The organism is Pseudomonas sp. FW300-N1A1 (assembly GCF_058789115.1).
In genome coordinates, this window is record NZ_JBYTBK010000016.1 from 59684 (window position 1) to 86402 (window position 26719).

The window sequence follows — 26719 nt, forward strand, 5'->3', positions numbered from 1 at the left end:
TTCGCCCATAAAAAACGCCCAGCTCCGCGAGGAGACTGGGCGCTTTGAACGCGAGAGCGAATTAACGCTTCGAGTACTGCGGACGCTTACGCGCTTTACGCAGACCAACTTTCTTACGTTCAACTTCACGAGCATCGCGAGTCACGAAGCCAGCTTTGCGCAGAGCGCCACGCAGGGTTTCGTCGTACTGCATCAGAGCGCGAGTGATACCGTGGCGGATTGCGCCAGCCTGACCACTTACACCACCACCGATCACGGTGACGTAGATGTCGAACTTCTCGACAGTCTCAGTCAATTCCAGCGGCTGACGAACTACCATGCGGGCAGTTTCGCGACCGAAGAAATTATCCAGCGAACGGTTGTTGATGGAGATGTTACCAGTACCCGGACGCAGGAAAACGCGTGCGGTTGCGGTCTTGCGACGGCCAGTGCCGTAATTTTGAGTCGCCGACATAATGAACTATTCCGTTAAAACTTCAGTTCTTGGGGCTGCTGAGCAGTATGAGGGTGAACAGCGCCCGCATAGACTTTCAGCTTACGATACATGTCGCGACCCAGTGGGTTCTTAGGCAGCATGCCTTTAACCGCGGTCTCGATCACGCGCTCAGGGGCTTTAGCGATCAGCTTTTCGAAGTTGATCGACTTGATGCCGCCCGGAAAACCGGAGTGAGAGTAGTAGATTTTGTCGGTGGTTTTAGCACCGGTTACACGAATCTGCTCGGCGTTGATAACGACGATGTAGTCGCCGGTGTCAACGTGAGGCGTGTACTCAGCTTTATGCTTGCCACGCAGACGGCTCGCGATTTCGGTGGCCAGACGACCCAGGGTCTGACCTGCAGCGTCGACGACAAACCAGTCGCGCTGTACTGTTTCCGGTTTAGCAGTAAAAGTTTTCATTCTTTATAGCCTCAGGGGCCGCCCTGTAAATTAGACGGCGGATCTTACTGAATAGTGCGTACTTTGACAAGTCAAAGGCAGCCGGGTACAGACGCTATCGGGGGCTCGGGTCGGCGCGTCCGTTCAACGGCAAGATTCTTCGGCGGCGGCGCATCACTTCCACTGCAGAAAGAGGTGCGCAATTATGCAGATTGCGAAAAATTTTTCAACCTGCTTTTATGATTGTTTTGCCAAGGGAGCACCCGATGGACTATCGCCAGCTAGGCCGCACCGACCTGAAAGTGAGCGGCATCTGCCTCGGAACCATGACCTGGGGCGAGCAAAACAGCGAGGCTGAAGCCTTCGCGCAGATTGAACGAGCCAAAAGCGCCGGAATCAATTTCATCGACACCGCGGAGATGTACCCGGTACCGCCCAAGGCCGAAACCTACGCCAGCACCGAGCTCTACATCGGCAACTACTTCAAACGCCACGGCGATCGCGCCGACTGGGTCCTGGCCAGCAAGATCGCGGGACCGGGCAATACCATCGACTACATCCGCGACGGCCATCTCAAACACAATCGCGAACACATCGCCCAAGCCCTGGATGCCAGCCTCAAGCGCCTGCAGACCGACTGGATCGACCTCTACCAGTTGCACTGGCCGGAGCGCAGCACCAACTTTTTTGGCCAGTTGGGCTACACACACAAGAGCGAAGTCAACCTGACACCGCTCGAGGACACCCTTGAGGCGCTGGACGAACAGGTCAAGGCCGGCAAGATCCGCCACATCGGCCTGTCCAACGAAACCCCATGGGGCACCATGCGCTTCCTCGCCCTGGCCGAAGCCCGCGGCTGGCCACGAACGGTCTCGATCCAGAACCCCTACAACCTGCTCAACCGCAGCTTTGAAGTGGGCCTGGCGGAAATCGCCATTCGCGAACAGTGCGGATTGCTCGCCTACTCGCCGCTGGCGTTCGGCCTTCTCTCAGGCAAGTACGAAGGTGGGGCTCGCCCGGCAAAAGGCCGCCTGAGCCTCTACAGCCGTTTCAGCCGCTATTTCAACCCGCAGTCGGAAGCCGCGTGCAGTCGTTATGTGGCACTGGCCCGCGAGCACGGCCTGGACCCGGCACAAATGGCCCTGGCGTTCGTCAACCAGCAACCGTTCGTCACCAGCAACATCATCGGCGCAACGACACTGGAACAACTGGACAGCAACATCGCCAGCTTCGACCTGAAACTGTCCGACGAAGTGCTGGCGGGGATCGAGGCGATTCACAAGGATCACCCGAACCCTGCACCCTGATTGACCTTTAGATGATGATCATTCCCACGCTCCCGCGTGGGAATGCGTCCCGTGGCGCTCTACGTCACAGCATCAACGGCGGACGCAAGGCGTCCATGGCAGCGCTCCCACGCAGAGCGCGGGAACGCTCAACACCGAATCAAAGCGACCGCGCAATGATCTCCTTCATGATTTCATTGGTCCCGGCATAGATCCGCTGCACGCGCGCATCCGCCCACGCCCGGGCAATCGGGTATTCCCACATAAAGCCGTAGCCGCCATGCAGTTGCACGCACTCGTCGAGCACCTTGCATTGCAGGTCGGTGCCCCAATACTTGGCCATCGCCGCCGTCGGCACGTCGAGCTTGCCTTGCAGGTGCAGTTCCAGGCAGCGGTCGACGAAAACCCGGCCAATCTGGATCTCGGTGGCCATTTCCGCCAGCTTGAAGCGGGTGTTCTGGAAGTCGGCGATCGACTTGCCGAACGCCTTGCGCTCGCGGGTATAGTCCAGCGTCCACTGCAGCGCCGCCTCGGCCGAGGCCAGGCCACCGACGGCCACCGTCAGGCGCTCCTGTGGCAGCTCTTGCATCAGGTAGGCAAAACCCATCCCGGCTTGCCCCAACAGGTTCTCCTTGGGAATCCGCACGTCCTGGAAGAACAGCTCGGAGGTGTCCTGGGCCTTCATGCCGACCTTTTCCAGACGTTTGCCCTTGTCGAAGCCCGGGGTGTCGGCTTCCACCAGGAACAGGCTGGTGCCCTTGGCCCCGGCCTTGGGATCGGTCTTGGCCACGACAATCACCAGGTCCGCGAGAAAGCCGTTGGTGATAAAGGTTTTCGAGCCGTTGATCACGTATTCGTCACCGTCCAGCACTGCAGTGGTTTTCACCCCTTGCAGGTCGGAACCGGCACCGGGTTCGGTCATGGCGATGGCCGTAACCATTTCCCCCGAGACCAGCTTGGGCAGGTATTTGTGTTTCAGGGCTTCACTGCCGTAATGCAGGATGTACGGCGCCACGATGTCCGAATGCAGGGAGAAGCCGATGCCGGTCAGCCCCAGCCGTCCCACCTCCTCGATGACCACCGCACTGTAGAGAAAATCCGCACCGAGGCCGCCGTACTCTTCCGGCAGATGGGAGCACAGCATCCCCGCCTCCCCTGCCTTGTTCCAGAGCTCACGGTCGATGTAACCCTGCTTTTCCCATTGAGCATGAAAGGGCACGGCCTCTTTTTCGAGGAAGGTTCGTACGCTGTCGCGAAACAGTTCGTGCTCGGAGCTGAACAAGGTTCTTGGAATCATCGGGGCACCTGTGATTATTGTTGGCCGAAAATTGAATCCCAGAGCCTAAGCCCCACGCCCGGAACAGGACACTGGACACATCAGCCAAAAAATAAGACGATCCAGCCGCTTGGTGACCACTTTCCCCTATAAGAATAAATTGAATTATGTCTATCCAACCCTCCTCGCCCTTGCGGCGAGTCAGTATCCTGGCTATCGACCGGGTTTTTGCCTACACCCTCATGCAGGCCAAGGATTTCTTCCACCTGGCCAGCCTGCGCTACGGCAAACAACAGGGTCATGGCCTGACTCCCGGATTCGAAACCCGCGTGGTCAGCCCCGACGGCAAACCCGTCAACAGCTTCAGCGATGTGCTGATGCCGGTGGACGGCGGCCTGGAAAACACTGACATCATCATCCTCCCGGCCTTCTGGGACGATTTCGACACCCTGTGCCAACGTTATCCACAAGTGCTGCCATGGTTGCGCGAGCAACACGCCCGTGGCGCGGTGCTCTGCGGCGAGGCCACCGGGGTGTTCTGGCTGGCCGAAGCCGGATTGCTCGATGGCAAGGAAGCAACCACCTACTGGCGCTTTTTCAACGCCTTCGAGGAACGCTTCCCCAATGTCCAGCTCAACAAGGACAAGCACCTGACCGACGCCGACAACCTGTACTGCGCCGGCGGCACCACCTCGGCCTGCGACCTCTATATCTACCTGATCGAGCGTTTCTGCGGCGCCAACGTGTCCCAGGCCGTGGCCCGTGACATCCTGTATGAAGTGCAGCGCAGCTATTCTCCCGGCCGCATTGGCTTCGGCGGACAGAAGCTGCATCAGGATGTGATCATCCTGCAGATCCAGCACTGGCTTGAAGAGCACTTTGCCGACAAGTTCCGCTTCGAAGACGTCGCCCGTGAACACGGCATGAGCATCCGCAACTTCATGCGCCGCTTCCAGACCGCCACCGGCGACAAGCCGCTGCACTACCTGCAACGGTTGCGCATCGAAACGGCCAAGGGCCTGCTCTCGGGCAGCCGCAAGAGCATCAAGACCATCAGCTACGAAGTCGGCTACGACGACGCGAGCTTCTTCGCCCGGCTGTTCCGCCAGCACACCGAACTGTCGCCGAACCAGTATCGGCAGCAGTTTCAGCAGGCTGCATAGCCGAACACCAACCGAATGCGGGAGCGAGCCTGCTCGCTTCCACATAGAATCTTGCGCCGTCCACTCAGTTCTTTCACTGTGTATTTTCCTGCGCAAAAAGCGGAATACAGAGCGTCGGAGAACCCAACCCTGCCCACAGACGCAGCCCCTTAAAAACTTCAACATCTTCCCTGCAAACACCATCAGGGAAGATCAACCATGACTATCGGATCAAGCTACAACTACCCTTCATACATCGCCAAGGAGGCCGCCCGAACAAAGCGCTCGGTTAAAAATACATGGGCGGCTCGCTTTCCCAATCCGCCGGATTTGTGCTTTGACTATCGTGCACTGGTAGAACAGGAAAACGGCATCGCCAGGGCAACTGACCCGCAACATAAAATCTGCATCATCGGCGCCGGCGTCACAGGCCTGACCGCCGCCAGAGAACTCTATCGCTGCGGCTTTACCCATATCACTCTCATCGAACAATCCAGACGCATCGGCGGCAGGCATCTGACCGTTCCCGGCAGCCGAAACTCGGCAGCAAGCCATACACCGTTTGAAATGGGCGCCATGCGTATGCCCTTCTTCAACCGGGCGGATGAGCCACCGACAGAAGGTCGGTCGCTGATGGCTTACTACGCCAATCAATTTGAATTGGCGCTTTCAGACTTCGCCAACCCCGGTAGCCAATGGGTTAACTCGACAGGCATCTATCTCCGGGAGGGCAGCATGGGCGGCGGATCAGCGCCGCAAATGTTGATATGGAAAAACGAAGACGGCGTTACACCGCCTCCCGGCGATGAATTGCAAAAGGTTTATTCCAAGTGGAAAGCCTTTGCCGATCGCATGACCCGCCACGTTGCTGAGCTCTATGCGAGCCAGGAATGGGAAGCCATATGGGCTTCTATCGTTGAAAAATACGAGAGTGTCTCGTTCCGCGACCTGGTCAGCATGCCAGCACTGGAAGCTTGGGATGGCCGCTCACCCGGGGATTTCGGCGGAATGGGAATGTCTGCGCAAGAGTCCGCAATTTTTTACGCGATAGGTATAGGTGACGGTAGCTGGGGAGCTTTTTACGACGTCTGCTGCCTCTACCCTCTGCGTACTGCAATTTTCGGTTTCAGCAGCCAATTGCAACTGATCCATGGTCGAGTGGACTCAAACGGCGATCCACTGGATTCGCCCTACCTGAATAGCGAAGCCGTTTTTGACTCAATGGGGCAGAGTTTCGACAGGCCCCGCTACATCGGCCTCGCCGCTTTGGACGAATGCCTGCTGTTTGTGAAAACCGACGAAACCGGAAAGTCCTTCTACGAACATTGCCTCGAAAGAAGCAATGGGCTTCTCACCGACTCATCCGTCACAAAACTGGAAAAGCTGCCCAATCAAAAAATACGCGTCTATCACAACTCGAAACACAGTCAACCCGAGCAAATCCAGGAGCAATTTGATGACTTTGACTCGGTCATCATGACACTACCCTCCTGGCTGATTGAAACTCGAATCAAGCTCGAAAACTTCACCCGGGAGATGCTGCCTTTCGAGACGATTAACGCCTACAAAACCGCACACTGGGAAACTAGCTGCAAAGTGTTTGCACCGCTGAAAAAATCATTTCTCTCGAAAAACAAAAACATCCCGCAAGCCATCGTAACCGACAGCTTTATCCACGATGTCTATACCTACCGCTACAACGACAATTACAGCTATGACTGCATCCTGCTGAGTTACACCTGGGAAGATGACGCAACCAAGCTCGCTTCATTCAGCGATAAGGAGCTGGTATCAAAATGCGCCGAAGAGCTGGATCGCATACTCATGAACTCTGCCAACGTCCAGGAAAAAATCTCTCCCTACATCGGCATTGATCAAGCGGTGGTTCAGCGCTGGATCACTGATAAAAATGCTCTGGGCTGTGCCAAGCTTTACCGACCGGGCACCTACTACGATGCCGTCGGCCTGATGAAGTACAACCGGGACCTTGCTCATGTATCAGGCTTGTATTTGTCCGGTGAGTCATTTTCCGTCGATGCCGGTTGGACGGAGCCATGTTTTCGCGGTGCTGTCGATGCAGTGATTCATATCTGCAACAAAACCACCGCGACCTTCAATGGCGGATTTTCCTTGAGCGACTACCCGCACTACCAACTCAAAATCTGATCACATCCCCGTTCCAGAGCCATGCACGCAATACATGGCTCCACCTCTCGCGCCGGCTACCCACCGCCATCAAACATCATTCTGATCCATTTTCGGACAAGGACTACGACCTAAACGGAAGTAGCTGACTTACACCAAACTCCTGATTCCCCTCTTATACACACGCCATTTAACAGTTTGAAAAACAATAAAAAGAGGAACGACGGAATGACTGAGCCAACAAGCCCTGTTCGTGTAGCAGTCGTGCAATTCGATCCACAAGTCGGCATCGAGAAATGTGTAGGTAATCTGCGTCGCAGCCTGGAGTTGGCGCTTGAAGCGGTAAATGGCGGTGCAAATCTCATCGTTCTGCCCGAGCTTTCCAATACCGGCTATTTCTTCAGCAATCGACAGGATGCCTTCGCCCACGCCGAAGCGGTTCCCGACGGGCCAAGCATGCAGTGCTGGATCGACTTCGCCCGCGAACACAACGTTTACCTCGTGGCCGGTCTGGCCGAACGCGACGGCATGCGACTATTCAACACCGGCGTCCTGGTGGGACCAGACGGTTTTATTGGCAAGTACCGCAAAGCCCATTTGTGGAATCTGGAGAAGCTCTGGTTCACCCCCGGCGACCTGGGCTTCCCGGTTTTCGACACACCGATCGGCCGCATCGGGCTGTTGATCTGCTGGGACATCTGGTTCCCGGAGGTGCCACGGATCCTCGCCCAGCAAGGCGCAGACATCATTTGCAGCCTGAACAACTGGGTCTGGACACCACCGCCGCTGTTCGACGATGCCGGTAAGTGCATGGCGTCGTATCTGACGATGACCGCCGCTCACGTCAACAACGTGTTTATCGCTGCCGCCAGCCGGATCGGCGAGGAGCGCGGCGCGCGCTACCTGGGTTGCTCGTTGATTGCCGGAACCAACGGCTGGCCGATTGGCGCCGTGGCTTCGGCAGACAGGCAGGAAATCCTGTTTGCCGATGTCGACCTGACCAGCTCCCGCAGTGCGCCCATCTGGAACAACCTGAACGATCTGCATCGCGATCGCCGAGCCGATCTTTACGATCAGATGCTCGGCTACACACAACACCCTTGCCTCCCACGTTGATCAGGAGGCCTATCGCATGGAAGTTACAACCGACAAAAACCAACCATCGCGCAAATCACCGATTGATACAGCCGTCGCCCTGCTAATGATCGGCGCGACATTGCTGATCGTCTGGCTTTCTTTCAGCAACCGGACTTTTTGGGGAGCGCATTGGCCCGGGTACGGCGACATGGTATCGCTGCTACCCGAACCGAGTGCCTGGTTGCGTTGGGTGTTAGGTGACATCAGCGAGGTGGCTTTCTACAAGCACGAGTTCGCCTCGATCGGTCTGCTGGCGGGCGCTTATCTGGCTTACTGGGCGAATCGAACGGGAAAGTCCTGGCAAGGGTTTGCCATCTCCTATGGAACGGGACTTTGGCCCTGGCTGGTCACCAGTTCGTTGCTCGGGCTGCTGCTGAGCAATCTGCTGTGGGGCTGGACGGTGACAGCCACAACCTGGCAACCCACATTCGTAGCATTCGTCTCGCTGCCAGCGGCGATGGTGCTGATGTTTGGCGGAGGCTGGAAGGTCACGATCAACGGCGCACTCATGGGCGCCATATTCGTCACACCGATGTGCCTGCTGATCGTCAACTACGTGTGCCAACCGCTGGCCTTGCCTGCAGTGATTGGCAATGTGCTGGGCATGGCGGTTGCCAGCGTCCTGGCGTTTCTGTTCTGCCGCTATTGGCCGAACCTGGTGAAATCCAGGTCGTCGGAAACACCACCCGCCTCGATCGCTCCCCCCAAGGCGCCCGACTATGGCGTCATCTGGAGCCTGCGCCGGATTCTGGCGGACTTTTCCGAAGCACCGTTCTTCGGCAATGAACTGGCCAGCCTTGGCCTGATACTGGGTGCATTGCTGGCGTACAGTTTGAACCCATCAAGCCCCGCGTACGGATCGGGCCTGTTGCTGCACATCATTGGCGCGCAGGCATTAGCCTCGGCCATCGGAGTGCTGATCTGGCGTCGACAATGGATGTTGCGCGGCTGGTATCCCACTTACATCCCGCTGGTTTCAGTGGTGCCTGCGGCGATCCTGGCCTATGGCGGCAGCTGGCAGATTATTGTCTCAAGTGCACTGCTGGGGGCATTGCTCGCACCACCGCTGGCCAGTGTGATTGCCAGGAAATTACCGGCCGACATGCACGCCTACATCGCCAATGTACTGTCGATGGCCATCAGCACACTGCTGATCGTGCCGCTGATCGGTTTTCTGATCGCTGATTAATGCCCCAGCCATTCGGCTGTATCGCGGCCTCAATAGCGGATACAGCCACTTTTCATTACAAACAAGCGAGGTATCCCATGGACCTGCCCAAACTGTCCATCGCGGCACTTGGCGGCACGGTAAGCATGCAAGCGAGCAATGCCGGTGAAGGCGTCATCCCGACCGTCAGCGGCGAAGCCTTGCTGACTTCCATACCGGAACTGACGACACTGGCCGGAATCACCGTCGAGACCCTCGGCCTGCTGCCCAGTGCGTCCCTGGATTTCGAGTTTTTGCTGAACGTATTGTCCTGGGCTGAGTTTCAGGTCAAACAGGGCGCCGTTGGGGTCGTGATAACCCAGGGCACCGATACCCTCGAAGAAGCCGCGGTGTTTTTGGATTACCTGTGGCCCTACGACACCCCCTTGGTGCTGACCGGTGCCATGCGTTCCGCAGCGCAGCCAGGTGCCGATGGACCGGCCAATCTGCTGGATGCATGTCGCGTTGCCTTGGCGCAGAACAGCCGGCAGCGTGGTGTCCAGGTCGTAATGAACGGACAGATTCATCAAGCGTGCAGCGTACGCAAAACCGATTCGCTGGCATTGCAGGCGTTTTCCTCTCCGGTCGTGGGGCCCGCGGGCCTACTGCTGGAAGACCGTGTTCGCTACCTGCGCCCGCCGGGGCCGCGCACGGTGTTACCGTTGCCGCAACAGACCACACAGAAGGTTGCGCTACTTGAGGCCTCACTTTCGGCCGACACCCTGCTACTGGAAAATATTCTCGCACTCGATTACGACGGGCTGGTGATCGGCGGTTTCGGCGCCGGCCACATCTCGCAGCGCTGGGCTACAACGATTGAGCATATTGCCAAACGAATCCCCGTAATCATTGCGACCCGAACCGGCTCCGGCTCCACCGCACGTGCCTCTTACGGTTTTGGCGGTAGTGAAATGGACTTGATCCGCAAGGGGGCATCGATGGCGGGTTTTCTATGTCCGCGAAAAGCCAGAATTCTGCTTTGGTTGCTGCTTGGTTGCCAACGGCAGCACGAGCTTGCGCAGTATCTCAACGAAGACATTTGACTTCAAAACAATGTACAAACCTGCGGTCGGAGGATTTGCGCTGACAAAAAAGGGCCTGCAATGCAGGCCCTTTTTTATTTTCCGAAACGCCCTACGGCTTGTGCGCCCGCGACAGGAACTCGTGGGACTGCATTTCCAGCAGGCGACTGAGGGTGCGCTGGAACTCGAAGTTCAGGCGACCGCCGGTATAGAGGTCCTTGAGTTCGACTTCAGCGGAAATGATCAGCTTGACGTTACGGTCGTAGAACTCGTCGACCATGTTGATGAAACGCCGGGCGATGTCATCGGTGGTAACGCTCATCTGCTCTACGCCGCTGAGCAGCACGGCGTGGAAGATCTTGCCGAGTTCGATGTAGTCGTTCTGGCTGCGCGGACCGTCGCACAGTTCGCGGAAGTCGAACCAGGCAACGTCGTCGCAGGTGCGCAAGGCGCGAATCTCGCGGTTCTCGATCATCAGCACGTCGTTCTCGACCGCGGCCGTGCATTCCGGCGTCAGCGCGCGGAAACTCTTGCGCAGGCTTTCGTGGGACGCTTCGTCGAGCGGGAAGTGGAACAGCTCCGCTTGCTCCAGGTGACGCAGACGGTAGTCGACACCGCTGTCGACGTTGACGATGTCGGTATTCTGCTTGATCAACGCGATGGCCGGCAGGAATCGCGCGCGCTGCAGACCGTCCTTGTACAGGCCGTCCGGCACGATGTTCGACGTGGCCACCAAGGTCACGCCGTTCTTGAACAGTTCTTCCATCAGGGTGCCGAGGATCATCGCGTCGGTAATGTCGGACACGAAGAACTCATCGAAACAGATCACCCGCGCCTCATTGGAAAAGCGCTTGGCGATGATGGTCAGCGGGTTTTTCTCGCCGCCCAGGGTCTTCATCTCTTCGTGCACACGCTTCATGAAGCGGTGGAAGTGAGTACGGGACTTTTCCTTGAACGGCAGCGCTTCGTAGAAGGTGTCGACCAGGTAAGTCTTGCCGCGACCTACGCCGCCCCAGAAGTACAGGCCCTTGACCGGCGCCTGGTCCTTTTTGCCAAACAGCTTGCCGAGCAGGCCCGGCTTGCTCTGCGAAGCCGCGACCAGATCGTCGTACAGGCGCTGCAAATGACGCACAGCAGTTTCCTGGGCCGCGTCGTGGAAGAACTCCGGGCGTTTCAGATCAGCTTGATATCGTTCTAGGGGCGTCATAATTCGTTAGCAAGGCAACAAAAACGGGCCGACACTGTAGCGACGGCCCTGAAGAATGGCAATCGGCCCTTGGTCGGGCCGAGCCGCTGGTTATTCCTGTACGGGCGTCAGAGCAACCCGCAGGGCGTCGATAGCGACGTCTCGCGCAGCACTGTCCGCGAAGGCCGGGCTGTCGCCGACGCACTCGCCTTCCAGCCAGACACTGAAGCTCAGGTCTTCACTGCGCACATCCAGCGCCTGGCCGGATTGCAGCTGCTTGGTCACCTGACCTGCGGTTTTACCGTCGGCGAAGTGACGCGACAACAGCAGTTGCTCGCCATCAGCGGCCAGCAGACGGAAACGGAAACTGCCGTCCTCTTCACGAAAGCTGACAAAGCGCGCGGCTTTCACGGTTTTCTTCTTGGTGGTCGCCGCCACCTGCGTCTGGTTGACGAAGGAACGCAGGCCGACCGCCTCACGCAGTTCATTCAGGAACGGCGTGGCGACCGCACGGGCCTTTTTCGCACCGATCTGCAGAATGTCTTCCAGGTCCGATGGACGCTCCATCAGCTTGTAGTATCGATCGCGGGACTCGCCCAACTCGCTGTCGAGCAGCTGGAACAGACGGCTCTTCGCCTCACCCCAGCCCAGGCCCTGCAACAGTTCGCTGCGGAACTCGTCGGCCTGCGCCGGAGTGGCAAAGGCCTGGAACAAGGTGAACAGGTGCGAGTTGTCCGGGTCCTTGGCTTCGCCCGGGGCGCGGGAGTCGGTGACGATCCGCGAAATCGCGTCCTTCATTTCCTTGGCGCTTGAGAACAACGGAATAGTGTTGTCGTAGCTTTTCGACATCTTGCGGCCGTCGAGGCCCGGCAAGGTGGCGACGCTCTCTTCGATCAACGCCTCGGGCATGGTGAAGAACTCTTTGCCCTGGCCAAACAGATGGTTGAAACGCTGGCCGATGTCGCGGGCCATTTCCACGTGCTGGATCTGATCGCGGCCGACCGGCACCTTGTGCGCGTTGAACATCAGAATGTCCGCCGCCATCAGCACCGGGTAGCTGTACAGGCCCATGGTGATGCCGGCATCCGGGTCTTCCCCGGTTTCGACGTTCTTGTCCACCGACGCCTTGTAGGCGTGCGCACGGTTGAGCAGGCCCTTGGCCGCGACGCAGGTCAACAACCAGGTGAGCTCGGGAATTTCCGGGATATCGGACTGGCGGTAAAAGGTGACCCGCTCCACATCCAGGCCACCGGCCAGCCAGGTCGCGGCGATTTCCAGACGCGAGCGCTGGATGCGCAGCGGGTCATCGCACTTGATCAGGGCGTGGTAGTCGGCCAGGAAGTAGAACGAATCGGCATTGCTGTCACGGCTGGCGACGATTGCCGGGCGGATCGCGCCGGCGTAGTTGCCCAGGTGCGGAGTGCCGGTGGTGGTGATACCGGTGAGGATGCGCGTACGAGTAGTCATGGGTAATCGCTTATCTGACTGCAATCAATTCGAAAGGCGCGGCAGGATCAGATCCTTGAGATCGGTCAGCTTGCCGTGAAAAAAGTGTCCGCATTCTGCCACTTTCAGCAGCTCATGGGGGCGATCAAGGGCCTCGGACCAGTCGTAAACCAGCTGCGGATCGATGACTTCGTCGGTTTCCGGCTGGATCAGCGTCAGCGCACAGCGCTGCGGCAACTGATCCTGATCACCCAGGCGCATCACCGCCGGAGCCACCATGAACAGCCGATCCAGGGTTTCACCCTTGGCTTCCAGGCGTCCGCCGAGGCTGGCCGCGACAAACCCGCCGAAGGAAAAACCGAGCAGCGTCATCGGCAAGTCAGGGTGTTTGGCGCGAAACCACTCGGCCGCGGCTTGCGCGTCGTCGACTTCACCGCTGCCCATGTCATGGCTGCCGGCGCTGGCGCCCACACCTCGATAATTAAAACGTAATGTGATCAGACCGGCATCACGGGCAGTGCGCTGCAAGGTCGACACGACTTTATTGAGCATGGTGCCACCCTGCACCGGGTTGGGATGGCAGATCAGCGCCAGGCCGCGTGGCTGCTCGTTGTCCAGGTAAAGGGCCTCGAGCTGGCCGACCGGGCCATCAATCACTACAGGGGTTTCACGCATCAGCAAGGAAGGAACTCCGTGACCTCGAATCGGGTCGACTCGTCTAGCAAATTGTCTGTGCCAATCTATTGCGAGTGAATCGCGGTATACAGCGCAGGTTCGAGCCGTTAACGTAAAGCAAAGCCGTTTATAGAGGAAGGACTCGTGGAACACTCGCTCTTAGTTTGGTTGTTGCCGACTCTTGCCCTGGTTGCCGGTGTCGCCATTGGATTCCTGGTTGCTCGCCTGCTGCCCAATGCCGTGCCTAACAGCACGCAACGACAGTTGGATGACATCCAGGAACGTTTTGACAGCTATCAGAATGAAGTGGTCACCCACTTCAACAGCACCGCAATGCTGGTGAAGAAACTCACTCAGAGCTATCAGGAAGTGCAAGACCACCTCGCCGAGGGCGCCAACCGCCTGGCCCTGGACGAGCAGACTCGCCAACGCCTGCTGGCGGCCCTGCAGGCCGATGCCGTGCAAACGCCACGGGAGCGCCTGACGCCGCCGCGCGACCAGGAACCGCCTCGCGACTACGCCCCCAAAACGCCGAATGCACCGGGCATGCTCGATGAGCACTACGGCCTGAAAAAGTAATCAGGTTTCGCGCAATACAAAAAGCCCGCCCGATCTGTTGAGGATCGGGCGGGCTTTTTTACGCCTGGGGTTCAGTCAGGCACTTGCGGGTATTACTGGACCTGGCCGTACTGCTGACCTGGGATCGCCTTGAGGTTGACCTCGACACGACGGTTCTGCGCACGACCATTGGAATCAGCGTTGCTGGCAACGGCATTATCCGGACCGGCACCACGGGCGCTCAGGTTGGCACCGCTCACGCCCTGGGACGTCAGGTAGGTGGCCACGCTCTGGGCACGACGCTGGGACAGGTCCATGTTGTGCTGGCGACTGCCGGTGCTGTCGGTGTAGCCGACGATCTCGATCTGGTTCTGGCTGAACTCTTTCAGGGAGCCCGCCAGATTGTTCAGCGGCTGGTAGAAGCTTGGTGCGATATTCGCCGAATCGGTCGCGAACGTGATGTTGCCCGGCATGATCAGCTTGATCTGATCGCCCTGGCGCTGCACTTCAACACCGGTGTTGGCCATGCTGGCGCGCAGTTTCTTTTCCTGCTGGTCGGCGTAGTAGCCATAACCGGCGGCGGAAGCACCGACCACGGCAGCGCCGATCAGCGCGCCCTTGCCACGGTTGTCGTGGTTGATGGCCGCACCCGCCAGGGCACCTGCCAGCGCACCCAGGCCGCCGTATTTGGCGGTCTTGCTCATGCCCGTGGAGCCGCCGTCGGCCTGACCCTGGTTGTCATAGGTGTTAGGGGACGCACAGCCAGACAACAAGGCCACGGCAGTAGCGACAATAATCAAACGACGCGAGGTGAACATGGAAAGCTCCTACTTTTTTACATTCTGTGGTGCAACGGACGTTGGCAATAGACCCTTGCGGAAGTTGGAACACAGCGACCGACAAAAATTCCGTGGCCGCCTCCAACACCAGGGGACCTAGGCTCGTACAAATGGATTGTCACGCATTTCATCACCCAGGCGGGTATCCGGACCATGTCCGGTTACTACCGTTGCCTCTTCATCGAGGGTGTACAGGCGCTGCTTGATCGAGCGCACGATAGTCGCCTGATCACCGCCCCACAAGTCCGTACGCCCTACCCCGCGCCGAAACAGCGTGTCACCGGCAATCAGCAGCTTGGCCTCGGAAAACCAGAAGCTCATGGAACCCGGCGTATGCCCCGGCGTGTGCAACGCCACGCCACAACCGCAGGCCAGCTCCTCATCATCGGCCAGCCAGCGATCCGGCGGCGGCACCGGCGTATAGGGCACCCCGAACATGCCGCACTGCATCTCCAGATTGTCCCAGAGGAACTGATCTTCCTTGTGCAGGTGCAAGGTGGCGCCGGTTTTCTCCTTCAACTGACCGGAGGCCAGGAAGTGATCCAGGTGCGCATGGGTATGAATGATACTCACCACCTTCAACCCCAAGGCCTCCAGCCGCGCCAGAATCAACTCATGATTGCCACCCGGGTCGACGACAATCGCCTTTTTAGTGATCGGATCGCCGATGATCGTGCAGTTGCACTGCAACGGCCCGACGGGAAAGGTTTCGCGGATAAGCGCGGGTTTTGCGGCGTCCATGGAGACTCCTGAAGAGTGGATCGCCCATTTTGACCCAGGTCGTAATGGAATGGCGATACCTGGCAGGCAACCCCGGACAAAGAGCGGTCATTTGATCTTTTTTTGAGAATCAATGATTCGAATTGCCGATCGGGTTCCGGCACCCTTCCGGCTCTTTGACCAAGGTACGAATTTTATGAGTATGTCGAGTAAATGGATGGCGGGTATTGCACTGAGCAGCGTGCTGCTGACCGGTTGCGTCTCGAAAGTGACGGAACAGGAGCAATACTCCGGCTTCCTGCCTAACTACGAAGGCCTGCAAGAGACTACCTCGCCAAGTGGCCAGAAAGTGCTGCGTTGGGTAGCGCCTGGCTTCAAGCCTGAGGCGTACTCCACGGTGGTATTCGACCAACTGGAACTGTATCCTGAGCCGAAGCCGACCGACCGGGTCAGCCTGAGCACCCTGAAAGACCTGCAATTCATGGCGAACGAAAGCACCAGGAATACCCTTGCACAACAGTACAAGGTCGTTTCGAGCGCCAAGCTGGCACCTGAGGGCTCCCGGACCCTGATCATGCACGCGGCGATCACCGAGGTATCTGCCTCGAACGAACCCATGCATTGGTATGAAGCCGTTCCGATCGCTGCCATTGTCGGCACCACTCAGGTAGCCATGGGTACCCGCGACCAGATTGCCGAACTGTATATCGAAGCCGACCTGATCGACGCCAAATCCGGCTTGCCGGTCGCCAAGATGGTGCGCAAGGTTTTCGGTGAAGGCCTGGAAAACTCCGACACGCCAATTACCGCCAAAGATTTCAAGGCAGCGTTCAAGACCGTCTCCGCTGACATGCAAGCCCTGCTTTCCAAGCAGTAAGCCATCCGTCATCGCACTGGACCAATGAGAGGCCCGAGTTCATGAAAAAATTGACGTCTATTCTGTCGGTGCTCGGGCTACTCGCCAGCTCAAGCGCCCTGGCGGTAACGGTTGTCCCGCTCAACAACCAGAGCTCCCAGACCATCCAGCAAGACACCAGCACCTGCCAATCCCAGGCGAACGCTCAGTACCCGACACAAAACACAGTGCCGACAGGCGGTCGCGTAAAAGGCGCGGCCACCGCAGCTGTCGCAGGGGCCGCAGCAGCGGAGGTCCGGGGCCGTCAGCATGAGGAGCTGTACGATCAGGTCGACGACGACGTCAAGCAAGACTACCGCCAGAATCGCGCCCATAGCGCAGCGGCTGCCGGTGCTGTCGTCGGGGCCTCGAGACAACGCCAGGAACGCCGGCAGAACGCGAGCACCTCCGAACAAAATGTCAACGCCAGCAACTCGGTCTATACCAGTTGCCTGCAGCAACGGGGCTATAACGTCTTGCCTTGACCGCAGACGGGTAGCCGCCTCCGGAAACACGGAAACAGTCCCGCTCCCCGTCAGAACCCCAAAGGCAACGTCTCCTTCCCCTCCAGCCCCAACAAGAACTGTTTCGCCGCCAACCCACCGGCAAACCCGGTCAGGCTTCCTGATGCGCCAATCACCCGATGACAGGGCGTGACAATCGAGATCGGGTTCTTGCCATTGGCTGCCCCCACTGCCCGTACGGCCCTGGGGCTGCCGATCTGTTGGGCAATCTGGCTATAGCTGCGGGTTTCCCCGAACGGAATGGTCAGCAACGCATGCCAGACTTTTTGCTGGAACTCGGTACCGGCAAAGTCCAACTCCAGCTCAAAGCGGTCGCGGTTGCCGGCAAAGTACTGGTTGAGCTGATGTTCGGCTTCCTGCAGAACCGGGCTGTGGATATCTTCCTGCAGCGGGCCGATGCGTACCCGGTTGAGCTTTTCGTTTTCCCAGAGAATGGCGCAGAGCTTGTTGCCCTTGGCTATCAGGGTGAGGGTGCCGACCGGTGAAGGCATCCGCTTAAACACGTATGACATGGGAGACTCCTTGATCCGACACTCAAGAGCGGTCGTTCATCGTTGTCGAGGGACGCACTCACAATAATGAGTGATTCAACCGCAAGAACTACGTTTCTTGCGGTTGAACTGCTGGATGGACAGGACATTGCAGCGCGCGAGCTTGAGATATTCGCGGGCAAGAGGACCGAGGGTTATGCCAGCAGCCCCAATTCTTTCGCCCGGGCCACGGCCTGGGTACGGCGCTCGACCCCCAGTTTACTGTTGATGTGGCTGGCGTGGGTTTTCACCGTGTGCAGCGAGATGAACAACTGATCGCTGATTTCCTGGTTCGAGCAGCCTCGGGCGATCAGTTGCAGCACCGCGTGTTCGCGGACGCTGAGGGATTCCGCGCCGTGCTGCGGCTCTGCACTTTCGCGGATCGCGGTGTGCGGTAAACGCTCCATCAGGCTCTGACGCAACGAGCTGTCCGGACAGTGTGCCAGTTGTTCGCGCAACCAGTGCGCACGCTCGCGCAGCAGCCACTCAAAGGGTTGCAATGCGCCGCCGACGGCGGCCGCTTCGAACGCTTGCGCCAAGGCCTGTCGCGCTTGCGGCTCGCGTCCAGTGTTCAGTAACAAGGCAACCTTCTGACTCAGCGCCATGACGCTGAGCAACTGGCGGCCGGTTTTCTGTCCATGCTCCAACAAGGCATTGAGTCGCCCTTCGGCCAGCATCGGCTGCCCTTGTATGGACTCCAGCAGGGCTTGTTGCAACTCGATGTGCAACGGCATTTGTGGATGGAATTCGGGGGGCGCCGCGGCCTGTTCGCCGTTGTAGGTCTGGCCGAGTCGCATCAGCCAGGCCTCGGCCAGGTCGGTACGGCCCTGGGCCAGCCAGAGCTCGCATTTGACCAGCGTGATCATCGCCAGGTAGTAGATAGGCGGCACGTCCCAGATATGCATCAGCCGCTCGGCCTCACCCAATTCGGCGAATGCCTTGGCGAACTCGCCCTTGCCGCCCTCAAGCCTGGCGATCACACAGTGGCCGATCAGCACACTGATGTCGCGACAGGCCCGCGCTTCACTCAGGCCCTGGTGCAATCGCGCCAACCCGGCTTCGGGCTGCAGGCGCAGGGTCAGCAAAAAACCTTCGTACAGGGTCAGGCGTGCACGAACCGCATACAGGCGCTGCGGTGCCAGCCCCTGCAAGCGTTTCTGGCCCTGATGCACTTCCTCCAGCGAGCGGAGAATTTCCCCCCGCGCCTGCAGCACCCGCGCCCGGTCGTAATGGGCCAGCGCCTCGAATAATGGGTTGCCGACCCGTTGCGCCAGCTCCAGCGACTCACGGTTCAGGCCACGGGCACGCCACAGGTCGGCATCGACGATGGCCAGGTTGGACAAGGTCGACAGGCACATCAAGCGCTGGCCGTAACGTTTTTGCGGCAGGCTTTCCAGGGCTTCGCTGCAGTAGCGCAAGGTCAGTTCACGCTGGCCACGCCCCCGGGCAATGATCCCGCTCAGCGCCAGCCACTGCGCGAGCATGGACTTTTGTGCTGTGGCCGAAGGGGCCGGCAGGAACCGGCTCAAATGGCTGGCCAACTCCTCGGCGGCATCCAGCTGGCAGGCCATCCCCAACGCCCAGCTGTACAGCACGATCAGGCGCGGAGTGCTGATCAGGAGGCTGTCGGGCAAGTCCATTTTCCAGCGCAACAGCATGCCCACGTTCTGCTCGGCCAGCAGTTGCTCCTCGGACAGGTTCTGCACCAGGTTGGCCGCAACGTCCAGGTGCCCGGCGCGCAACGCCTGCTCGACGGCCTCGTCGAGCAGGCCCTGGGCGTTGAACCAACGGCAGGCGCGCAGGTGCAGGCTGGCGATCGGGACCACCGCATTGGCGGTCGGCCGACTGCGCAACAGGTCGGAAAACAGGTGGTGATAGCGATACCAGTGGCCATGTTCGTCCAGTGGCACCAGAAACACCTGATGGGACAGCAGAAAGCGCAGGATCTCGGCGCTGTCATGGGCCTCGCGCACCGCGTCGCACAGCTCGCCGCAAAAGCGATCTTGCGGAGCAGTGTCGTAGAGAAAGGACTGCACTTCGGGAGGCAGGCAATCGATGACTTCTTCAAGCAGGTAGTCGCGAATCAAGCCCTCGCCCCCGTGCAGCGGTTGCGGCAACGCACCTCCACTCCCCGCTTCAGAGGCCGCCAACAGCCAGAATCGCAGCCCGGCGACCCAGCCTTCGCTGCGCGAAATCAGGCTCTCCAACGCTTCGCCGCGTAGCGAGCTGCTATGCCGGTCAAGCAGGGCCAGGGATTCGTCGTGGGTCAGGCGCAGGTCCTGTTCATGCAACTCGAGCAACTGCCGCGACAGGCGCAAGCGTGCCAGATGCCAGTCCGGACGCTGGCGACTGGTCACCATTACCAACAGGCCATCGGGCAAGTGATTGAGGAAAAATTGCAGACAGCGATCGAGTACCGGCCCCTGGGCCAGGTGATAGTCATCCAGCACCAGCAGCAACGGCCTGCTGGTCGACAAATGACTGGCCAGCTCATCCAGCAACCCGTCCAGCCATTCTTCGAAGGCGAACGGTTGATGCCGTTGACGCATCTTCAACAGGCCAAGGGCCTGGCTGCCCAGTCGGGGGAAATAGTGTTGCAGGCCTTCCAGCAGCCGTTCCAGGAAGCGCCCTGGATCACTGTCCCGCGCGCTAAGTCCCAGCCACAGGCTTTGCCAGTGTTCCGGCAGGCTCTGACAGAACTCCACCGCCAATGAGCTTTTACCGAAGCCGGCCGGCGCACTGACCAGCAGCAATCGCCCCTGCAGGCCGGCACTCAGCCGCTCGCACAAGCGAGGCCGCAGTACGTAGCCGTCAGGCAAGGGTGGGCGGTAAAAACGCCCCTCAGGCATCGGCATTGCCGTGCTGGTGGGGGGCTGGATTCGGAACAGGTCAGTCATAGCCAACTCTTATTGAAGTGCTGTTGTCGGCATTGCAGATGTCCGCAGACTAGCGGTAAACAGAGGTGGATTGAAGGCTATTGCTACAAATGGCTACAAAAAGCGCATGAAGACCCTGCCATATCGACCGTCTGGCGTTACAAACACCGGCCAATGTAACGACGCGGTGTGTCAGGCAGGTTGCCGGGCCGGTTTGCGGAACGCAAAAAAAACGCCCCGAACCAGTCGGGGCGTTTTTCGAGGATGCGGCCTCTTTACAGCGTATTAGCGAACACCTTCCTGGCGCAGTGCCGCCGGGGTGAAGTCGCTGGTGGTGGCCGTAAAGCCGAAGTCATAGGCCTGCTTCTCTTCGTTCTTCATGCCCAGCGCCAGGTAGCGGCCGGACTGCAGGTCGTAGAGGGTTTCCAGGGCATACCACGGCACTTGCTTGTCGTAGTAGTCCTCGGCATGGGCCTCGGCCACGCGCCACAGTTGACCACGACCGTCGTAGTGGTCGATCACCGCGGCTTGCCAGGTGTCTTCGTCGATGTAGAAGTCACGCTTGGCATAGATGTGGCGCTGACCTTCCTTCAGGGTTGCAACCACATGCCAGACGCGGCGCAACTCGTAACGCGCCAGGTCCTGGTTGATGTGGCCGGCCTTGATGATGTCGGCGTACTTGAGCTTCGGATCGTCGAGCTTGTAGCTGTCGGAGGCGATGTACATCTCCTTCTTGCCTTCGAGCTTCCAGTCGTAACGGTCCGGTGCACCGTTGTACATGTCCAGGTTGTCGGACGTACGCAGGCCGTCGGCCGCGGTACCCGGGCCATCGTAGGACACTTGCGGGGCCCGGCGCACACGACGCTGACCGGCGTTGTAGACCCACGCCGAACGTGGTTCCTTGACCTGGTCGAGGGTTTCATGAACCAGCAGCACACCACCGGCCAGACGCGCTGGCGCGGTCACTTTCTGCTTGAAGTAGAACAGGATATTGCCCGGGTTTTTCGGATCGTAGTCCTTCATCTTGTCGCGGAACACGAACTGGTCCTGGAAGTACACCAGGCTGTACGAACCGTTCGCTTGCGGCGTGGCCTGAGTCACCAGGCGGGTCACGCTACCGCCACGATAGCGGGTGATGTGGTTCCAGATGACTTCCACACCGCTCTTCGGGATCGGGAACGGGATGGCCGTTTCGAAGTTTTCCAGACCGTTGCCACCGGAGACCAGGCTGGTGTTGGTGGCGTTGCGCTTGATGGCGGCAAACACGTCAGCCGGTACGGTGGCACCACGATGGGACGGATACACCGGCATTTTGAAGGTTTCCGGGTAACGCTTGAACATCGCGTATTGGCCCGGTGCCAGCTTGTCTTTGTACTTGTCGACATTCTGCGCGGTGATGGTGAACAGGGGTTGCTCGCTGCCATACGGGTTGGACAGGAAGCCTTTGCTGTCAACGGTACCGGCGTTCTTGGCCAGGGGTTTCCAGGTCGGGATCGAACCATCGGCATTGCCTGCCATTTCCGCGCCCATCGGCGTCAGGCTCTTGCCCAGCTTGTCAGCTTCAGCTGCCGGGACCGCGGCCATGACACCGGTCGCCAGCAACGACAGCCCCAGTACCCCGACGTGCAACAGATTCTTGGTCATTTTCATTTCTTGTTCGTCCTGAAAAAGCAGTGCTTAGAAGTTCACGCCGAAGCTGAGCGCGACGAAATCACGGTCATCCACGGTGGTGTACTTGCCGTCGAAGAAGTTGGTGTAGTTGAGGCTTGCGGTGTAGGTGTTCTGGTATTCGGCATCGAGCCCCAGGCTGACCGCTTTACGACCCTCCTCGAAGTTACCGCCAGGGCCTGGCGAGTAACCTTCCACGTCATGGGACCAGGCCACGTTCGGCTTTAGGTTGACGCCGGCGATGGCATCGTTGTAGTCCCAGATGGCGCGACCACGGTAGCCCCACGAGGTAGGCGTGGTGAAACCCTCGTCGTTGCAGTTACGGGTAGCATTGTTGGTCGCCGTGCCTGGACCGGCACCGGCAATGGTCCTCCCGTTGAGGAATTCACAGGAACCATTGGGCAGTTCGCCCGGGCCATAAACCGGGTCACGGCCATAACGCACATCTGAAGTGCTCTCCAGCCCACCCACGTGGGTCACGCCGACTTCACCCACCAGGGTCAGGCGACTGGCGCCCATGACCTGGTCAAAGAAGTGCGTCAGGGTGGTCTGGAACTGGGTCACTTCCTTGCGGCGATAACCGTTCAGGTCCGAACCCGGCGAGGCCGAGAGCAGCGAAGCGTTGGCCAGCGCGCCGCCCAAAGGACGTACACCCGCGAACAGAATGTCGGTGGAGTTCAGTTGCACCGGCGCATTCGGACGGTAGCTGACCTCGCCTTGCCACGCCGTGCCGGTAGGCAGGGTGGTGGAGAAGCTCAGGCCGTAGAGGCGAATGTCTTCCGGGTACTCGACGAAGTACTCCGAATTGCCGGCCACCAACAGTGGCCCGAGCGCGGCGAACGGCCCAGGCAGTGATGCCGCGGTGTTATAGACCGACTGCGGAGCACCGGTGGCGCTGAAGATCGGCGCGCGGCTGTGGTAGTTCATGAAGTAGGCACCGAACTCGGTGTCCAGCGGGTCGAACATGTACTTGAAGGACGCGCCCCACTGGCCGCTGTCCCGCGCATCGTGGTCTGGCCCGCGACGCACCAGCACACCTTCCTCGTTGACGTCGACGCCGTTCGCAGCCAATGGCCCCAGCGCGATGGCCGGAATGGTCGAACGCTTGTTCAGCACCCGCAGGTTGTTATCGCAACCGTCGGCGATGATGTCTGGCTGGGAGAAGAAGGTACCGCAGTTATCGACGACAGTCTGGTCCCACTCCAGCTGGTAGAAGGCTTCGGCGGAGAGGTTCTCGGTCAGGCTCTGGGACACATAGAACATGTTGACCGGAATCAGGCCTTCCTTGATTTCGGCGCCCGGGCGACGGAACGCGGAAACATCGATAGGGTTGATCGAGTTGATGCCGCCGCCGATGAAGGTACTTTCACCCCAACTGACGACCTGTTTGCCCAAGCGCACGGAACCCGGCTGCTCGGCGATGGCATAGTTGTGGTAGACGAAAGCGTCGAGGATCTGGCCGCCTGCGGACTTGGCGCCTTCCTTGCGATTGTCGTCGCTGATGTCCTTGAACGGACGGCTTTCGTCCTGGAGCTCAAAGTCGTACCAGTACTTGCCCCGCACAAAGACGCCGGTATCGCCGTACTTCAATTCAAGATCATGGATGCCCTTGAAGATCTTCGAAAAGGTTTCCCCGCTTTTGAAGTTCAAGTGGCCATCATCGGAGGTCTGGGACAGGCCGTGACCGCCGTTGTTGACGCCGATGAGGTTCTTGTTGGCGCTCTCGGTAGACCAACTTGCACCCAACGAGAGGGACGAGTCGAACTGGCCTTCGATTTCACCAACGTTGAAACTGACGCCGAATGCAGGCCCGGCGAGCGTAGAGGCGAGACTGACCGCCAGAGGCAGTTTCGCCCGGCGCCAGAACTGGTTTACTGATGTCATCGACGCTACTCCATGTGCTTTTATTGTTATGGCGTTTAGCACTTTTAAAAACGCTCTGAAGGACGGTGAGCCATGCGCTCGCCAAATCGTTCAAAGTTGCATCGCCCCTGTTCGTGCGTGTGCCCCGTTCTTAAAAATCCTTGAACGGACTATATCCAGCAGGCTGTACTGCATGATCCCTCTAAAGTGTGATTTGCAGCCCCCGACCACTCTGGAACAGTCCTTCTGCCAGTCCGGCAGATGCCGGCACGGCAAGGATGGCTGAAAATACGGATTTGACAAGCCAAGCGCTTGCTTGGTGGGCTTGCCGCGCCCTTTCGGGCACGGCAAGGGGGCTTAAAGCGTCGAGAGGAAGGTGCTGTTGTTGGCCTGCCATTCGGTGATGTCGACCCGAATGCGCTTCTTGTCCAGCTTGCCGACACTGGTCTTGGGAATTTCAGTAACAAGGGCAATCTGGCTCGGGATGGCCCACTTGCTCAGGTGCCCCTGCTCGACGAACGGCTTGAGGTGTTCCTTGAGTTCCTTGGCCCCGAGCACGTGGCCTTCGCGGAGCACCAGCAGGGCAAACGGACGCTCGCCCCATTGCGGGTCCGCAATACCGACCACTGCTACTTCACGTACCGCTGCATGGCGGCTGATCAGGTCTTCCAGGTCCAGGGAGGAAACCCACTCGCCGCCGGTCTTGATGACGTCCTTGATCCGGTCGCGGATGTCGATCACCCCCATGCTGTCCAGGGTCGCCACGTCGCCGGTGTGCAACCAGCCCCCGGCCCACAGTTCCGACCCCTTCTGCGGTTCTTTGAAGTAACCTTCGGTGAGCCATGGCGCACGCAGCACCAACTCGCCCTGGGACTCGCCGTCCGCCGGCAGGAAGTTACCGTCGGCATCGACGATCGCCGCTTCCACCAGAGGCCCTGGCACCCCGGCCTTGATCCGGTAGGTGGTGCGCTCGTCTTCGGTACCGGCCATCAACTCATCGTTCAGGTGCGCACAGGATACCAGCGGACCGGTTTCCGACATGCCATAGGCCGCCGTCAATTGAATGCCCCTGGCCTTGGCCGCCTCGTACAGCGCGCGATTGAGTGCGCTGCCGCCGATGACGATTTTCCAGCCACCGAAGTCCGTGCCTTGCGCCGCCTTGGCGTTGAGCAGCATTTGCAGGATGGTCGGCACGCAATGGGAAAAGCTGACTTTTTCCTTGCGCCACAACTCCACCAGGTATTCCGGGTCGTAACGGCCGGGGTAGACCTGCTTGAGGCCCAGCATGGTAGCCACATACGGCAGCCCCCAGGCATGCACGTGGAACATCGGGGTAATCGGCATGTACACGTCGCTGGTGCCCAGCAAGCGGACGCTGTCGATGCTGCCCATGATCGTCGACACACCCATGGTGTGCAGCACCAGTTGCCGATGGGTGAAGTACACCCCCTTGGGATTGCCGGTGGTGCCAGTGGTATAGAAAGTCGTTGCCACCGAGTTCTCGTCGAAATCCTCGAAGGCATACTGCGGGCTCGCGGCGGCCAGCAATTGTTCGTACTCGCCCACCAGGTTCGGCAGGTCGGCGGTTTTTTCCGGCAGGTCGGTCAGCAGCAGGGTTTTCTCGACCGTGGTCAGGTGCCCGGCGATGGCCTGGTACAGCCCGACGAACTCGCTGTTGACCAACACGAAGCGGTCCTCGGCGTGGTTCATGGTGTAGAGGATCTGCTCGGGTGAAAGACGTACGTTGATGGTGTGAATCACCGCACCGATCATCGGGATGGCAAACATGCACTCCAGGTAGCGATGGCTGTCCCAGTCCATCACCGCCACGGTATCACCGGCCTTGACCCCAGCGGCCGTGAGCACGTTGGCCAGCCGCGCGACACGCTCGATCAGGGTCGGATAGCTGTAGCGCACCTGGTCGCGGTAGACAATCTCGCGGGTTTTCTCGTAACGGCTGCCGGACATCAGCAATCGCTTGATCAACAGCGGGTATTGATAAGCACCTTCAGCTGGCGGAATAACGCGAGTCTGCAACATAAGCATCCCTTTATCTGACTGCACGGTCGTGGCGTAAAGAGGGCACTTTAATCAGCCTGGACGCGCGCCAAATCAGCCAAAGGAATGATTTGCAGGACGGCGCGAATACCGGCTTTGCGCCAGCATTCGCACCGACAACCTGATCAATGCATCTCGGTAAGGGCCAGTTTTACGCCGATCGCGATCAGTACTGCGCCCATCATGCGGTCAAACCAGTGCCCCATGCGGGCGAAACCGGCGCGCACACGCTGCTGGCTGAACAACATCGCCACCAGGCAAAACCAGATCGCGGTGGCGGCAGCCAGGTAGATCCCGTAGCCGGCCTGCACCGCCAGCGGCGTGTGCGGGTTGATCACCACGGTGAACAGCGACAGGAAGAACAGCGTGGCCTTGGGGTTCAGGCCATTGGTCACGAAGCCCGAGGTGAACGCGCCACGGGCCGTGCGTTCGCCGGCTTCCTTGTGCAGGTTTTCGGTCGACGGTTTCGCCGGTTGCGCGCGCAAGGCCTTGAAACCGATGTACAGCAGATAGGCAGCCGCCAGCCATTTAAGCGCGTTGAACAGCACGATCGACTGCGAAACGATCAGGCCGATGCCCAGCAACGAGTAACCCACATGCAAGAAAATCGCGCTGCCGACACCCAGCGCCGTCCACGTGCCGGCGCGACGACCATGGGTCACCGCCTCACGCACCACCACGGCAAAGTCCGGGCCCGGGCTCGCGACGGCCAGCAGGTGAATCAGGGCAACGGTCAAAAACTCTGTCCAGTACATGGTGGGGCTCCTTTAGGCCAAGCGTAACTAGTTAT

At 59.3% G+C, this 26719-nt stretch carries 23 protein-coding genes; 9 read left to right on the forward strand and 14 right to left on the reverse strand.

What is annotated here, in order from left to right; translation table 11 throughout:
* Positions 1 to 61: 61 nt before the first annotated feature.
* Positions 62 to 454 (reverse strand): 30S ribosomal protein S9, encoded by a 393-nt coding sequence (gene rpsI / locus AC3WQN_RS13460; protein WP_002555064.1) that lies wholly within the window; start codon positions 452 to 454, stop codon positions 62 to 64.
* A gap of 14 nt (positions 455 to 468) precedes the next feature.
* Positions 469 to 897: a 50S ribosomal protein L13 gene (gene rplM / locus AC3WQN_RS13465; RefSeq protein WP_007905295.1), complete on the reverse strand. Its 429-nt coding sequence runs from the start codon at positions 895 to 897 to the stop codon at positions 469 to 471.
* 245 nt (positions 898 to 1142) lie between these two features.
* Between rplM and AC3WQN_RS13470 the strand changes: the two genes are divergently transcribed.
* Positions 1143 to 2183, forward strand: coding sequence for an NADP(H)-dependent aldo-keto reductase (locus AC3WQN_RS13470; RefSeq protein WP_103400800.1), 1041 nt, complete (start codon positions 1143 to 1145; stop codon positions 2181 to 2183).
* Between the two features lie 139 nt (positions 2184 to 2322).
* On the opposite strand, the gene AC3WQN_RS13475 is transcribed toward AC3WQN_RS13470, so the two are convergent.
* A complete protein-coding gene (locus tag AC3WQN_RS13475; RefSeq protein ID WP_103400801.1) occupies positions 2323 to 3459 on the reverse strand; it encodes an acyl-CoA dehydrogenase family protein in 1137 nt (378 codons plus the stop codon).
* Between the two features lie 245 nt (positions 3460 to 3704).
* On the opposite strand from AC3WQN_RS13475, the gene AC3WQN_RS13480 reads away from it, so the two are divergent.
* The 5 genes from AC3WQN_RS13480 to AC3WQN_RS13500 all read left to right on the forward strand — a co-directional run bounded on the left by AC3WQN_RS13480 (position 3705) and on the right by AC3WQN_RS13500 (position 10112).
* Positions 3705 to 4601: a GlxA family transcriptional regulator gene (locus AC3WQN_RS13480; protein ID WP_172736512.1), complete on the forward strand. Its 897-nt coding sequence runs from the start codon at positions 3705 to 3707 to the stop codon at positions 4599 to 4601.
* A gap of 198 nt (positions 4602 to 4799) precedes the next feature.
* Positions 4800 to 6746: a flavin monoamine oxidase family protein gene (locus tag AC3WQN_RS13485; RefSeq protein WP_103400802.1), complete on the forward strand. Its 1947-nt coding sequence runs from the start codon at positions 4800 to 4802 to the stop codon at positions 6744 to 6746.
* Between the two features lie 207 nt (positions 6747 to 6953).
* The gene (locus AC3WQN_RS13490) at positions 6954 to 7841 is read left to right on the forward strand and encodes a nitrilase family protein (RefSeq protein ID WP_103400803.1); all 888 of its coding nucleotides are present in this window, start codon (positions 6954 to 6956) and stop codon (positions 7839 to 7841) included.
* A 16-nt stretch (positions 7842 to 7857) separates the two neighbouring features.
* Positions 7858 to 9051 carry a threonine/serine exporter family protein gene (locus AC3WQN_RS13495; protein ID WP_103400804.1) on the forward strand — a complete coding sequence of 398 codons (1194 nt, stop codon included), beginning with the start codon at positions 7858 to 7860 and terminating at the stop codon, positions 9049 to 9051.
* A 77-nt stretch (positions 9052 to 9128) separates the two neighbouring features.
* Positions 9129 to 10112 (forward strand): asparaginase, encoded by a 984-nt coding sequence (locus AC3WQN_RS13500; protein WP_103400805.1) that lies wholly within the window; start codon positions 9129 to 9131, stop codon positions 10110 to 10112.
* A 91-nt stretch (positions 10113 to 10203) separates the two neighbouring features.
* Here AC3WQN_RS13500 and zapE read toward each other — a convergent pair whose 3' ends face one another.
* From zapE to AC3WQN_RS13515, 3 genes are all read right to left on the reverse strand, one after another.
* Positions 10204 to 11298, reverse strand: coding sequence for a cell division protein ZapE (gene zapE / locus AC3WQN_RS13505; RefSeq protein WP_103400806.1), 1095 nt, complete (start codon positions 11296 to 11298; stop codon positions 10204 to 10206).
* Between the two features lie 90 nt (positions 11299 to 11388).
* Positions 11389 to 12744, reverse strand: a complete 1356-nt coding sequence (locus tag AC3WQN_RS13510) for a tryptophan--tRNA ligase (RefSeq protein ID WP_103400807.1) — start codon at positions 12742 to 12744, stop codon at positions 11389 to 11391.
* Between the two features lie 24 nt (positions 12745 to 12768).
* Positions 12769 to 13398 (reverse strand): alpha/beta hydrolase, encoded by a 630-nt coding sequence (locus AC3WQN_RS13515; RefSeq protein ID WP_103400823.1) that lies wholly within the window; start codon positions 13396 to 13398, stop codon positions 12769 to 12771.
* Between the two features lie 144 nt (positions 13399 to 13542).
* Here AC3WQN_RS13515 and AC3WQN_RS13520 point away from each other — a divergent pair, with 144 nt between their 5' ends.
* Positions 13543 to 13977 carry a Z-ring associated ZapG family protein gene (locus AC3WQN_RS13520; RefSeq protein ID WP_103400808.1) on the forward strand — a complete coding sequence of 145 codons (435 nt, stop codon included), beginning with the start codon at positions 13543 to 13545 and terminating at the stop codon, positions 13975 to 13977.
* A 92-nt stretch (positions 13978 to 14069) separates the two neighbouring features.
* Here AC3WQN_RS13520 and AC3WQN_RS13525 read toward each other — a convergent pair whose 3' ends face one another.
* Positions 14070 to 14774, reverse strand: a complete 705-nt coding sequence (locus AC3WQN_RS13525; RefSeq protein ID WP_103400809.1) for a YiaD family glycine zipper/OmpA-like lipoprotein — start codon at positions 14772 to 14774, stop codon at positions 14070 to 14072.
* A gap of 117 nt (positions 14775 to 14891) precedes the next feature.
* Complete coding sequence (locus AC3WQN_RS13530; RefSeq protein WP_095149124.1) at positions 14892 to 15536, reverse strand: MBL fold metallo-hydrolase; 645 nt, start codon at positions 15534 to 15536, stop codon at positions 14892 to 14894.
* Positions 15537 to 15711: 175 nt separating this feature from the next.
* On the opposite strand from AC3WQN_RS13530, the gene AC3WQN_RS13535 reads away from it, so the two are divergent.
* A complete protein-coding gene (locus tag AC3WQN_RS13535) occupies positions 15712 to 16392 on the forward strand; it encodes a DUF3313 domain-containing protein (protein ID WP_103400810.1) in 681 nt (226 codons plus the stop codon).
* Positions 16393 to 16433: 41 nt separating this feature from the next.
* Positions 16434 to 16895, forward strand: coding sequence for a YMGG-like glycine zipper-containing protein (locus AC3WQN_RS13540; protein WP_103400811.1), 462 nt, complete (start codon positions 16434 to 16436; stop codon positions 16893 to 16895).
* Positions 16896 to 16945: 50 nt separating this feature from the next.
* Here the strand turns inward: AC3WQN_RS13540 and AC3WQN_RS13545 are convergent, their stop codons facing one another.
* The 6 genes from AC3WQN_RS13545 to AC3WQN_RS13570 all read right to left on the reverse strand — a co-directional run bounded on the left by AC3WQN_RS13545 (position 16946) and on the right by AC3WQN_RS13570 (position 26684).
* Entirely contained in the window at positions 16946 to 17446 is a 501-nt protein-coding gene (locus AC3WQN_RS13545; protein WP_103400812.1) for a methylated-DNA--[protein]-cysteine S-methyltransferase, read from the reverse strand.
* Between the two features lie 173 nt (positions 17447 to 17619).
* Positions 17620 to 20361 (reverse strand): winged helix-turn-helix domain-containing protein, encoded by a 2742-nt coding sequence (locus tag AC3WQN_RS13550; protein WP_103400813.1) that lies wholly within the window; start codon positions 20359 to 20361, stop codon positions 17620 to 17622.
* A 264-nt stretch (positions 20362 to 20625) separates the two neighbouring features.
* Positions 20626 to 21990 carry a DUF1329 domain-containing protein gene (locus AC3WQN_RS13555; RefSeq protein WP_103400814.1) on the reverse strand — a complete coding sequence of 455 codons (1365 nt, stop codon included), beginning with the start codon at positions 21988 to 21990 and terminating at the stop codon, positions 20626 to 20628.
* Positions 21991 to 22017: 27 nt separating this feature from the next.
* Positions 22018 to 23892, reverse strand: a complete 1875-nt coding sequence (locus tag AC3WQN_RS13560; protein ID WP_103400815.1) for a DUF1302 domain-containing protein — start codon at positions 23890 to 23892, stop codon at positions 22018 to 22020.
* A 336-nt stretch (positions 23893 to 24228) separates the two neighbouring features.
* Positions 24229 to 25911 (reverse strand): fatty acid--CoA ligase, encoded by a 1683-nt coding sequence (locus AC3WQN_RS13565; RefSeq protein ID WP_103400816.1) that lies wholly within the window; start codon positions 25909 to 25911, stop codon positions 24229 to 24231.
* Between the two features lie 143 nt (positions 25912 to 26054).
* Entirely contained in the window at positions 26055 to 26684 is a 630-nt protein-coding gene (locus AC3WQN_RS13570; RefSeq protein ID WP_103400817.1) for a LysE family translocator, read from the reverse strand.
* Positions 26685 to 26719 lie beyond the last annotated feature (35 nt).

Coding starts and splice junctions, on each gene's coding strand:
- AC3WQN_RS13555 (WP_103400814.1), bottom strand. CDS start 21,990: ATGAAAATGACCAAGAATCTGTTGCACGTCGGGGTACTGGGGCTGTCG.
- AC3WQN_RS13560 (WP_103400815.1), bottom strand. CDS start 23,892: ATGACATCAGTAAACCAGTTCTGGCGCCGGGCGAAACTGCCTCTGGCG.
- AC3WQN_RS13545 (WP_103400812.1), bottom strand. CDS start 17,446: ATGTCATACGTGTTTAAGCGGATGCCTTCACCGGTCGGCACCCTCACC.
- AC3WQN_RS13500 (WP_103400805.1), top strand. CDS start 9,129: ATGGACCTGCCCAAACTGTCCATCGCGGCACTTGGCGGCACGGTAAGC.
- AC3WQN_RS13540 (WP_103400811.1), top strand. CDS start 16,434: ATGAAAAAATTGACGTCTATTCTGTCGGTGCTCGGGCTACTCGCCAGC.
- AC3WQN_RS13565 (WP_103400816.1), bottom strand. CDS start 25,911: ATGTTGCAGACTCGCGTTATTCCGCCAGCTGAAGGTGCTTATCAATAC.
- zapE (WP_103400806.1), bottom strand. CDS start 11,298: ATGACGCCCCTAGAACGATATCAAGCTGATCTGAAACGCCCGGAGTTC.
- AC3WQN_RS13515 (WP_103400823.1), bottom strand. CDS start 13,398: ATGCGTGAAACCCCTGTAGTGATTGATGGCCCGGTCGGCCAGCTCGAG.
- rplM (WP_007905295.1), bottom strand. CDS start 897: ATGAAAACTTTTACTGCTAAACCGGAAACAGTACAGCGCGACTGGTTT.
- AC3WQN_RS13485 (WP_103400802.1), top strand. CDS start 4,800: ATGACTATCGGATCAAGCTACAACTACCCTTCATACATCGCCAAGGAG.
- AC3WQN_RS13490 (WP_103400803.1), top strand. CDS start 6,954: ATGACTGAGCCAACAAGCCCTGTTCGTGTAGCAGTCGTGCAATTCGAT.
- AC3WQN_RS13570 (WP_103400817.1), bottom strand. CDS start 26,684: ATGTACTGGACAGAGTTTTTGACCGTTGCCCTGATTCACCTGCTGGCC.
- AC3WQN_RS13475 (WP_103400801.1), bottom strand. CDS start 3,459: ATGATTCCAAGAACCTTGTTCAGCTCCGAGCACGAACTGTTTCGCGAC.
- AC3WQN_RS13495 (WP_103400804.1), top strand. CDS start 7,858: ATGGAAGTTACAACCGACAAAAACCAACCATCGCGCAAATCACCGATT.
- AC3WQN_RS13530 (WP_095149124.1), bottom strand. CDS start 15,536: ATGGACGCCGCAAAACCCGCGCTTATCCGCGAAACCTTTCCCGTCGGG.
- AC3WQN_RS13525 (WP_103400809.1), bottom strand. CDS start 14,774: ATGTTCACCTCGCGTCGTTTGATTATTGTCGCTACTGCCGTGGCCTTG.
- AC3WQN_RS13550 (WP_103400813.1), bottom strand. CDS start 20,361: ATGACTGACCTGTTCCGAATCCAGCCCCCCACCAGCACGGCAATGCCG.
- AC3WQN_RS13510 (WP_103400807.1), bottom strand. CDS start 12,744: ATGACTACTCGTACGCGCATCCTCACCGGTATCACCACCACCGGCACT.
- AC3WQN_RS13470 (WP_103400800.1), top strand. CDS start 1,143: ATGGACTATCGCCAGCTAGGCCGCACCGACCTGAAAGTGAGCGGCATC.
- rpsI (WP_002555064.1), bottom strand. CDS start 454: ATGTCGGCGACTCAAAATTACGGCACTGGCCGTCGCAAGACCGCAACC.
- AC3WQN_RS13535 (WP_103400810.1), top strand. CDS start 15,712: ATGAGTATGTCGAGTAAATGGATGGCGGGTATTGCACTGAGCAGCGTG.